Source organism: Lysobacter olei, from assembly GCF_054777355.1.
Genome location: NZ_BAAHAT010000006.1, coordinates 261813 through 270907, shown reverse-complemented (window position 1 = coordinate 270907; position 9095 = coordinate 261813). Strand labels below are relative to the sequence as shown.

Here is a 9095-nt window from a genome sequence, read left to right as displayed (position 1 = left end):
ATCTGCTCGTCGGTGAAGCGCTTCTTCATGTCCGTCCTCTTCTTGGGAACGGACTCTACTTAAGTCAGGGTGGCCCTGAAAACCGGGGGCAGGTCACAAGGGCATGGGTGCTACGGGGAAGTCTGTGAACGCCATTGCGACGTCAGCTCGCATCGACGACGTTCACAGGCTTGCAGAGTATTTGAACAAGTGGAGCAAGCTTCCATATCCCACCCGCGATAACCATCGCTAATCCCCTACCCCAAGCACGTTGGCCTCCAGTCAGAAGCTGACATCTCCTGCTAGCAGCAACCTGGGTAACGGTGCAATCGAAAGACAGGCCGGCGGGCTCGGCGGGACGTTGATTCCGCACCGCGGCTCGTTCACATACTTAATTCGTAGACCAGCCACCCTCGGCGGCGTCGCTGTCCTCCAACCCATTGGACGCCCTGCCGCCAGCGGTCACAGCATTTGCCGGGGTTTCACGCACCGATTGCCAGTCCCGCTGGCTTGAAATCGTCTGGAGGTATTGCGAAGTGTCCCGTCCAATCTTAACCGCGACGCCAAGCACCGACAGGACGACCAGCAGGCACGCTCCGACCAGCCCGCGAACCACAAATTGCCTACCCATGAGCTGAATCCCCGTAACTGATCGTGATCCAGACACTAGTTACAGCTATGCGTAGATTCAGTGAAATGCGCCGGACGATCGTCCCTGGCATCAGCCACGGTTCAAACTGATCCAAGCCGCGCGAAGAAGATCAATCCAGAGCGTCCGTATGATCAATCAACGACAGGCCCGGGCAACCTCGTCATTCAAGATCCGCAAAAGATCGTACGTGCGCTTCAATCCCACCGCTGCGAGCGTCTGTTCACGGTGTTTGCGTGCCCGCTGGCAAGCGGCGTCATCCCGTGCGATGGCAACGCGGTGCAACGTGCCGGTGCCGCCAAGGCCGCTACGCCCGGGCACGGTGCCCGCCCGCCGCGACAATTCCGCCGACTCCGCCCGGCCAGCCTGCTCTCGGGCAGAACGGGCGCGAAGTTGCGCGGCGGTGAGCGGCGGCTCCGCGACGTAGGCGCGGGTGGAGACCTGGCGGGACCCTGGCGCGCATGGCGCCTGCTGGAAACTGGCCGTGCCATTAGGCAGGACGCACTTGCGCAGCTCACCGGTCTGCTGTCCCCACACCGGAACCGCCGAGCCCATCGCCAGCACCGCTACTGCACATCGGATCGCCATCATGGCCTCCTACTCCTTGAACGTTTATCCGAACTACAAGGGCGGCCGGATCGCGCCGCCCACGCGCGCCCCCAGCCACACCAGGAAAAGACCCGTGACGAGCGAAACCAACAGGTAGCCCATCAGCATCGGGGTGCGGTCAGTCCGCGCCATCAGCAGGCACTCAAGCATCAGCGACGACCAGGTCGTGAGTGCGCCCAGCACACCCACGATAAGGAATGCACGCCAGTACAGCGCGCTTGGCCCCCGCCCCTCCAGCCAGATCGCCAGGAAACCAATCGCGAACGATCCCAGCATGTTGACCGTGAAGGTGCCCCACGGAAACCCGCTGCCGAGGTGCCGCAGCAGCACGCCGGCCAGCCAATGACGCCCGGCGGCCCCCAAAGCACCGCCGAGCATGACAAGGCCAAGCTGCTGCCACCAGATCGCGGGCATCAGCATTCGGGCTTGACTAGGGTTACGTCACGCGCCACGAGCGCGCCCACGTCCCAGCCACCACGCAATGGCCGCGCCGGCCAGCGCCCAGCCGACCGCCTGTTCCGCCAGGTTGGCGAGCGTGAAATCCACTGGGAACAGGTACCAGTTCCAGTACGGGACGCTGATTGTCAGCCAGCTGAACACCCCTGCTGCGGCCGCCACCAGGATGCTTCGGCCGAACCCCCACGCACCAAGCGACAGGATCCACGCCAGCACCCCTGCGGCCAGCGTATCGGACGCCCATTGCTTGCCCAGGTTGGGCCCCATGTTCTCCAACGCGGGGTTGCCATTGGGCTGGTAGATCACCAGCGCGTACGGTTTGTCACGGTTGGCCGCCACGAACGCCTGGTTCGCGGTTTCATCCACGTACATCGCCGGGTCCATGCCCGGCAGCATGTACACGCCCTCGCCTTTCGACGCGCTTTGCGTGATGGCGGTGAGCGCCGCGTCCTGCTCGGTTGCGGTGTGCATGCCCAATTCGCCCAACGGCAACATCGTGTGAGCCACGGCACCCCACAGGAACATCACGATCCCGCCGATGATGGCGGCAATGGCAATTCGCATGTCGTCCTCCCCAGGACTTGGCGTCTGCATTGAAGGGTGTGGGGGCGCCGTGAGCTTGCCTGCGTCATCGGCGCGCCGCAACTCTTAACGCGAAGGCTTGCCCTGCCCCCGGCGCGCCGACTCCCGCGCCGACCGCAGGCGGTCCAGCTTCTCTTTGAGCTTGAGTTCCAGTCCGCGTTCAACGGGTTGGTAATACACGCGTTCCCCCATCGCATCCGGAAAGCCGGTTTGCCCCAGGGCCACGCCACCGTCGCTGTCGTGGTCGTACTGATAGCCCTTGGAGTAACCCAGCTGTTTCATCAACTTTGTGGGCGCGTTGCGCAGGTGCATGGGCACGTCCTGCGTGCCGTACGTCGCCACGTCCTGCTGGGCTGCCTTGTACGCCATGTAGGCCGCATTGGACTTGGCCGTGCTGGCCAGGTAGACCGTCAGCTGCGCCAGCGCCAACTCCCCCTCCGGCGTGCCGAGGCGGTCATACGTCTCCCAGGCGTCGATGGCCATCTGCAGGGCCCGCGGGTCGGCCAGGCCGATGTCTTCGACCGCCATGCGGGTCAACCGCCGCGCCAGGTAGGCCCGGTCGCAGCCGCCATCAAACATGCGCGCCAGCCAGTACAACGCCGCATCCGGGTTGGAACTGCGCACGGACTTGTGCAGGGCGGAGATCTGGTCGTAGAACTGCTCGCCGCCCTTGTCGAAACGCCGCGTGCGATCGGCCAGCACCTGCGCCAGCGTGGATTCAGTGATCTCCCCGCCCTCGTCCGCGGCCAACTCGGCCGCAATCTCCAGCAGGGTCAGGCTGCGCCGGACATCACCATCGGCCGCCGTGGCAATCAGCCGCAGGGAGTCCTCCGACACCCGGATCCCCTGCTCGCCCAGCCCGCGGACGTCATCGTCAAGGGCCGCACGCAACGCAATGGCGATGTCGTCGGGCGACACCGCCTCCATCACGTGCACGCGGCAACGCGACAGCAGCGCGGAGTTCAGCTCGAAGGAGGGATTTTCCGTGGTCGCGCCCACGAACAGGATCGTGCCGCGCTCGATGTGCGGCAGGAAGGCATCCTGCTGCGCCTTGTTGAACCGATGGACCTCATCCACGAACAGCACCGTGCGACGGCCCTCGGCGAAACGCTGCGCCGCCTCAGCCAACACCTGACGCACCTCGGGCAGGCCGGACAGCACCGCCGAGATCGCTCGGAATTCGGCGTCAGCGTAACGGGCCAGCAGCAATGCGAGCGTGGTTTTGCCGCACCCGGGCGGCCCCCACAGGATCATCGAGTGCATGCGCCCGGATTCGACCGCCCGCCGCAGCGCACTGCCGGGCGCCAGCAGCCGGCGCTGGCCCACCATCTCGTCCAGCGTCCGCGGGCGCATCCGCTCGGCCAAGGGCCGCAGGGCGTCCCGGTCGGCGCTCAACAGGTCGTGGGCAACATCGGAAAGTGGAGGCGGCGGACTCTGCCGGGGCACGGTACTTCAACGCGAGGACGGACCACACAAGATACCAACTGCACGAACGGAAGTACCGATTCGGCCCCGGCGCCCGTCAGCCTTGGGCCAGATAGTCGCGTGGCGCGACATTGCCCAGGTCATAGTTCACCCGCAGCCACTGTCCGGTGCGGCGGTCATACAAGGCCTCCACACTGGCGTGCTCCGTGCCCTCGCCTTCGAACAGCGCCTGCCCAACGGCCTGCACGTGCAGGTAGCGGCTACCCGCAGGCGATGCGCTCGCGTGGTCAATGCGCATTTCGACGGGCTGCTGCCCAAACTCGGACGCCAGCGCCTGGTTCACCTGTTGCGAAAGCCCACGCACCAGTTGCGACCCTTGCGGCAGCATGCTCGAAGGGGCCTCGCTGCCGAACACGAGGCGCGGCTGTGTCACGACACTGTCCTGAGTGTCATACAGCGCGTTGAAGGCCAGCGGAATCCACACGTCATCGTCACCAATGCGCACCTGGGCCTCGCCCGAGACTGCGCGATCGCGCAGGCTGAGCGGCGCAACGGCCAGCTTCTTGAGTCGTACTTCCACCTTCTGCTTCGCGAACTGCAGCGTGATCGCTCCCACCAGGGACGCAGCCACGGCATCGTCCATCGCCAGGTCGCCCTCCACGCGGGATTCCGCCGTCTGCTCAAGCGCTGCGGCCTGGAAGATCGGTGCAGGCTGGGGCGCTGACTCCGGGGCCGGCGCTGCGGTGAACGCGCCGACCGCACCAGCGGACGCGAGAACGGCGGACGAAATGACGGTACGGAGCAACATGACGTTTCCAACCCAGTCCAGGCCACCGCGCCAAGTGCGGGGCGTGGGTCGAAGCCTGCGCGTGGGCCCGTGGAAGCCCCGTGACAACGAACGCTTGAACGTGAATGCCGCCGCAATGGTCGGGGTCGTTTGCCGGAGCGACGGCACACTGTTTATCGCAGCCGCAAGAAAAAGAGCGGCAGGTTTCCCCACCGCTCTTGCTCTCAAGACTCTGGCAATTGACCGCCGCGCCGAAGCAACGTGCGATCCAACCTGCGTCAGTCCGCCGCGGTCAGCCCTCGCCGAACACGTCCACGCCCTTGCCGGGCGCGTAAGTGAACGTGCCCCGCGCAAAAGCGGGATTGCGCTTCCATCCAGTGAAGCGGATCTCGGTACGCTGGCCGAGGCTGTCCACGATCACCATCTTGGCCAGCGCGCCCTTGGCAAAGCCCAAACGTGCGGTACGGAACCCGGCTTCGTTGTTGCGCGGCGCCAGCGACAGCCAGTTCATGCCGTCCGCCGCCCCGGCATCCTTCACCACAAACTGCGCATCCAGCTTGGCGGGATCAATGAGCGCCGCCAGCGGGCTGTTCTGCTCTTCCGGCCCCTGCGGCTTGACGGTGGCCTGCTGCAGGTCAGGGTCATATACCCACACCTTGCGGCCATCGGCGACGATCAGTTGCGGGAAAGGCTTGACGTACTCCCAGCGAAACAACCGGGGTGCAGACAGCGCCAACCGGCCACTGGAAGACTCCTTCAGCCGTCCCTTCTCGTTGAACACCTGCTGGGTGAACGTGGCATTCAGCCCCTTCAGCCCCTTGGTGAACGCGTTGAGGTCGTCACGGGCCGCGGCCCAGGCCGACGAGGTGAACATGGCACTGACCAGCACGCCTGCGCCAATACGGGCAGCCCATTGGGTGATGTGCTTCATGGCAATACTCCAATTGCGTTGGCCGCAGTCTGGGGCCATCAAGCTGAATAGGTGATCAAGACGGGCGCGCCGCCTGGCCCTTCATTCAGCGAAATCCGCCCTCAATCCCGTGGAGGCGGCGGCGCCAGTACGCTGCGGTCGCCATTGTGTTCGGGAGCGGAAACCACACCCGCGGCCTCCATCGCCTCGATCAGGCGTGCGGCTCGGTTGTAGCCGATCTTCAGCCGGCGCTGCACGCCGGAAATCGAAGCCCGCCGCGTCTCGGTCACGATCCGCACCGCCTCGTCGTACAACGGGTCGGACTCGTCGCCCCCTCCCCCACCGCTCTCCGGCAAGCCGGTGGCGCCGACCACCACGCCATCGCCCATGGTCTGCACTTCGTCCAGCACCCCGTCGATGTAATCCGGGCCGCCGCCGATCTGCTTGAGGTGCTCCACGACGCGATGCACCTCCTCGTCGCTGACGAAAGCGCCGTGCACTCGCTCGGGCATGGCCGTGCCGGGCGGCAGGTACAGCATGTCGCCGTGACCCAGCAGCGTCTCCGCGCCGGACTGGTCCAGGATGGTGCGCGAGTCGATCTTGCTCGACACCTGGAACGCGATGCGCGTCGGGATGTTCGCTTTGATCAAGCCCGTGATCACGTCCACCGATGGACGCTGCGTGGCCAGGATCAGGTGGATGCCCGCGGCTCGCGCCTTCTGCGCCAGACGCGCAATCAGCTCCTCCACCTTCTTGCCGACGATCATCATCATGTCGGCGAATTCGTCGATGAAGATGACGATGAACGGCAGGGTTTCCAGCGGACGCGGCGCCTCACCCAGCTCGGCGTTGGGCTTGAACAGCGGGTCCATCATCGGCTGGCCCGCGTCCTGCGCGTCCTTCACCTTCTTGTTGAAGCCGGCCAGGTTGCGCACGCCCACCGCGCTCATCAGCTTGTAGCGGCGCTCCATTTCCGCCACGCACCAGCGCAGGCCATTGGCCGCCTCCTTCATGTCGGTGACGACGGGCGCCAGCAGGTGCGGGATGCCCTGGTAGACCGACAACTCCAGCATCTTCGGGTCGATCATCAGCATCCGCAGGTCCTTCGCGGAGGCCTTGTACAGCAGGCTCAGCACCATTGCGTTGACCGCGACGGACTTGCCGGAGCCGGTGGTACCCGCCACCAGCAGGTGCGGCATGCGCGCCAGGTCGGCCACGGTCGGGCGGCCGGCGATGTCCTTGCCCAGCGCCAGCGTCAGCGGGCTGGCGGACTTGTCATATTCCTTCGAGCGCAGCAGCTCGGACAGGAAGATCATCTCGCGACTGGTGTTGGGCGTCTCCAGACCGATCACCGACTTGCCCGGGATCACGTCCACCACGCGCACCGATTTCACCGACAGGCCGCGGGCGATGTCCTTGTCCAGCGAACTGATCTGGCTGACCTTCACGCCCGGCGCAGGCTCGATCTCGAAGCGGGTGATGACCGGCCCCGGATACGCGCCGACGACCTGGGCATCGATGCGGAAGTCCTTCAGCTTGAACTCGATCTGCCGCGACAGGGTTTCCAGTGTCTGCTCGTCGTAGCCCTTGGGCTGCGGCTTGGGGTCATCCAGCAGCGCCAGCGGCGGCAGGCCGGTGCCGTCGCCCGCATTGAACAGCGGGATCTGGGTCTCGCGCTTGGCGCGCTCGCTCTTCTCCACCACCGGCGCCGGCGGCGGCTCGATCTTGACCGGCGCACGCTTGGCGCGCAGTTCGGAGTCCACCTTGCGGACTTCCTCACGCTCCTCGCGCAGGGCGCGGGTCTGCTGCCACTCGGTGGCCTGCTTGCTGCCGCGCTTGAACAGCCCCGACACCAGCGGCCCCAGCGCCAGCGTCCACTGGCCCAGCTTGTCCATCACGTGCAACCAGGACAGGCCCGTGGCCAGCGTCACCGAAATCAGCAGCAGGGCCAGCAGGAACAGGTTGCCGCCCACGGGGCCAAAGCCCTTGTACAGGGACTTGCCCACCACCTGGCCCAGGATGCCGCCGCTGCCGGCGGAGAAATCCGACAGCCCGTTGAAGCGCAGGTACAGCAGTCCGGTAGCCGACACCAGGAAACCGACAATGCCGATCAACCGCAGTGCCGGCCCCAGGTCTGCCTGGCCATCGCCATCGGTGTCCATGCCGAACAGCGCAATCCAGGCGATCAGCCCCAGGATGATGGGCAGCAGGAACGCCACATAGCCCGTCAGGTACAGCAGCACGTCCGCGAGGTAGGCCCCCACGCGGCCACCCAGGTTGTGCAGCGGCGCAGTCACGTTGCCGGCCTGGGACCAGCCCGGATCCTGCGCCGAATACGTGGCCAGGCTGGCCAGCATGTACACCAGCAACGGCGCGATGATGATCAACGAGATGTCGCGCATGAGCCGCTGACGACGGGGCGATGGCGGGGCCTTCTCGGCGGTCGCCTTTTTTCGGCTTGCTGCGGACGCTTGCGCCACCGTGATGCTCTGCCTTAAATCGATTTCGTTAGTTGTTGAATATACGGTGAAATAGGCCCGAATCACAGCCTGCGCGACACACGGGGACGCGGATCACAGTGCCATCCCCTGCAAGGCCGGGTGCACCAGCCGCCCCCCTTCCACATTGATGCCGCGAACCAGGGGATGGCTGTCCCGCCACTGCCCCGAGGCCAGCTTGTTGACCCACGGCAGGATGGCCGCGCAGATCGCCTGTGAAGAGCTCTGCGGCACGGCCCCGGGCATGTTGGTCACGCAGAAGTGGATTACCCCCTCTCCCACGAAGGTCGGCTCCTTCCACGTAGTCGGCCGGGAGGTCTCGAAGCAACCGCCCTGGTCGATGGAGATATCGACCACCACGCTTCCGTCCTCCATGCCCTTGAGCATCTCGCGGGTCAGCACGTGCGGCGCCACCGCCCCGGGGATCAGCACCGCGCCGACCGCGAGGTCCGCGGTGGCAATCTCTGCCGCCACCACGTCGTCGTATGGGTAGAGCGCCGTGACGTTGTTACCCAGCCGCATCATGTCTTCCATCCGGTCCTGGCGTTTCTCGAATACCACGACGTTCGCCCCGCCCGCGGCTGCCAGCGCCGCCGCATGCCCGCCGGCCTGCCCAGCACCGAACACCACCACCTTGCCGCGCTCCGTGGCAGGCAGTCCGCCCAGCAGCTTGCCCTTGCCGCCCTGCGGCTGGTGCAGCAGGTGGGTGCCGATCTGGACTGCGATCTTGCCGGCAATCACCGACATCGGCGCCAGCAGCGGCAGCGCACCGTCGTCCAGTTCCACCGTCTCGAACGCGACCCCGGTCAGGCCAATCTCCAACAACCGTCCGGTAAGTGCCGGGTCGGGCGCGAGGTGCAGGTAACAGAACAAAAGGTGATCGGGGCGCAGGTGGCGCAGGTCACCCTCGATGGGCTCCTTCACCTTCACGATCAACTCGCCCTTGTCATACAGGGCCGCGGCGTCGGGCGCGATGCTGACGCCCAGCTGCGCGTACTGCGCATCGCTGAAGCCGCTTTTCAGTCCCGCCCCCTGCTCCACCCATACCTCGTGACCGCGCCGCACGAGGTCGCCGGCCGCCGCAGGCACCAGTGCCACGCGCCCTTCCAATGTCTTGGTTTCCCGGGGTATTCCGATACGCATCGCGTCCTCCCAGCCCATGCCTGCCTGTCAGGAAGCGCCGCAAACGCGGCGCCGTGG

At 65.8% G+C, this 9095-nt stretch carries 8 protein-coding genes; all 8 read right to left on the bottom strand.

Translation table 11 applies throughout. The features are described 5' to 3' along the window. Window positions 1–766: 766 nt before the first annotated feature. Window positions 767–1219, bottom strand: a complete 453-nt coding sequence (locus ACYVBS_RS11160; RefSeq protein WP_460823673.1) for a hypothetical protein — start codon at window positions 1217–1219, stop codon at window positions 767–769. A 30-nt stretch (window positions 1220–1249) separates the two neighbouring features. Then, a complete protein-coding gene (crcB, locus tag ACYVBS_RS11155) occupies window positions 1250–1651 on the bottom strand; it encodes a fluoride efflux transporter CrcB (RefSeq protein WP_460823672.1) in 402 nt (133 codons plus the stop codon). A 27-nt stretch (window positions 1652–1678) separates the two neighbouring features. After that, window positions 1679–2257 (bottom strand): hypothetical protein, encoded by a 579-nt coding sequence (locus tag ACYVBS_RS11150; protein ID WP_460823671.1) that lies wholly within the window; start codon window positions 2255–2257, stop codon window positions 1679–1681. Window positions 2258–2341: 84 nt separating this feature from the next. After that, window positions 2342–3628, bottom strand: coding sequence for a replication-associated recombination protein A (locus ACYVBS_RS11145; protein ID WP_460823689.1), 1287 nt, complete (start codon window positions 3626–3628; stop codon window positions 2342–2344). Window positions 3629–3797: 169 nt separating this feature from the next. Continuing rightward, window positions 3798–4508 carry a hypothetical protein gene (locus ACYVBS_RS11140; protein ID WP_460823670.1) on the bottom strand — a complete coding sequence of 237 codons (711 nt, stop codon included), beginning with the start codon at window positions 4506–4508 and terminating at the stop codon, window positions 3798–3800. Window positions 4509–4779: 271 nt separating this feature from the next. Next, the gene (gene lolA, locus ACYVBS_RS11135) at window positions 4780–5418 is read right to left on the bottom strand and encodes an outer membrane lipoprotein chaperone LolA (protein ID WP_460823669.1); all 639 of its coding nucleotides are present in this window, start codon (window positions 5416–5418) and stop codon (window positions 4780–4782) included. Window positions 5419–5519: 101 nt separating this feature from the next. Continuing rightward, window positions 5520–7901 (bottom strand): DNA translocase FtsK, encoded by a 2382-nt coding sequence (locus tag ACYVBS_RS11130; protein WP_460823688.1) that lies wholly within the window; start codon window positions 7899–7901, stop codon window positions 5520–5522. 69 nt (window positions 7902–7970) lie between these two features. Continuing rightward, window positions 7971–9038, bottom strand: coding sequence for an alanine dehydrogenase (locus ACYVBS_RS11125; RefSeq protein WP_460823668.1), 1068 nt, complete (start codon window positions 9036–9038; stop codon window positions 7971–7973). Window positions 9039–9095: the final 57 nt, after the last annotated feature.

Coding starts and splice junctions, on each gene's coding strand:
- ACYVBS_RS11150 (WP_460823671.1), bottom strand. CDS start 2,257: ATGCGAATTGCCATTGCCGCCATCATCGGCGGGATCGTGATGTTCCTG.
- ACYVBS_RS11125 (WP_460823668.1), bottom strand. CDS start 9,038: ATGCGTATCGGAATACCCCGGGAAACCAAGACATTGGAAGGGCGCGTG.
- ACYVBS_RS11160 (WP_460823673.1), bottom strand. CDS start 1,219: ATGATGGCGATCCGATGTGCAGTAGCGGTGCTGGCGATGGGCTCGGCG.
- crcB (WP_460823672.1), bottom strand. CDS start 1,651: ATGCCCGCGATCTGGTGGCAGCAGCTTGGCCTTGTCATGCTCGGCGGT.
- lolA (WP_460823669.1), bottom strand. CDS start 5,418: ATGAAGCACATCACCCAATGGGCTGCCCGTATTGGCGCAGGCGTGCTG.
- ACYVBS_RS11140 (WP_460823670.1), bottom strand. CDS start 4,508: ATGTTGCTCCGTACCGTCATTTCGTCCGCCGTTCTCGCGTCCGCTGGT.
- ACYVBS_RS11145 (WP_460823689.1), bottom strand. CDS start 3,628: ATGCGCCCGCGGACGCTGGACGAGATGGTGGGCCAGCGCCGGCTGCTG.